Raw genomic sequence first — 739 nt, 5'->3', positions numbered from 1 at the left:
GCACGGGAGACGGACCGCGGCGGCGCACCGAGCGTACGGTCAGCGGCGCAGCAGCGCGAAGGACGCCCCCTGATTGTCGGTGACGACGGCCACCGTCCCGTACGAGGTGCCGAAGGGCGGCACCTGGACCCGGCCGCCGAGCCGGGTCACCTCCTCCAGGGCGGGCTCCAGCTCCGTCACGGCGAAGTGGACGAGGAGGTGCGGCGGCATCTCGGGGGCGAAGACCTCGGTGACGGACGCGCGCCCGAAGTCGGGGTCGGCCCCCTCGCCGAACAGGGCGTCGTGGAAGAGGTCGCCGTAGAAGGCGTTGGCCGTCTCCGTGTCCCGTGCGTAGAGCTGGACCCAGGCGAAGGCGCCGGGCTCGTGGCGGCGTCCGAAGCCGGCCGCGGTCCCGGGCTGCCACAGCGAGAACACCGCGCCCTCGGGGTCGGTGACGAGCGCGGTGCGGCCGAGGTCGCCGAACGGCGCGGGGGGCGCGACCACCTGTCCGCCGGCCGCGCGGATGCGCGCGCACAGGCGGTCGGCGTCCGGGGTGCAGAAGGACACCGTCCACACCGTCGGCAGCCGTCCGTCCGTCTTGTGCGCGAGGGAGGCGACGGGGTCGCCGTCCTTCAGCGCCCGGACCGTCCCGGTGGGCTGGTCCTCGAAGGTCCAGCCGAACAGCTCGCCGTAGAACCGCTTGCCCGCCTCCACATCGGGCAGCTGCGCGTCCACCCAGCAGGGGGTGCCCTCCGTGTAC

At 74.6% G+C, this 739-nt stretch carries 1 protein-coding gene; it reads right to left on the bottom strand.

The window, feature by feature from the left end; genetic code table 11:
• Positions 1-39: 39 nt before the first annotated feature.
• On the bottom strand, positions 40-739 hold a 700-nt coding region (locus LPA54_RS33880), incomplete at its 5' end, for a VOC family protein (RefSeq protein ID WP_228984528.1).

It is taken from the genome of Streptomyces sp. DH12 (assembly GCF_020873895.1).
Lineage (GTDB): Bacteria > Actinomycetota > Actinomycetes > Streptomycetales > Streptomycetaceae > Streptomyces.
The sequence above is the reverse complement of the archived record's forward strand: the minus strand, read 5'-3'. Positions and strand labels throughout refer to the sequence as shown.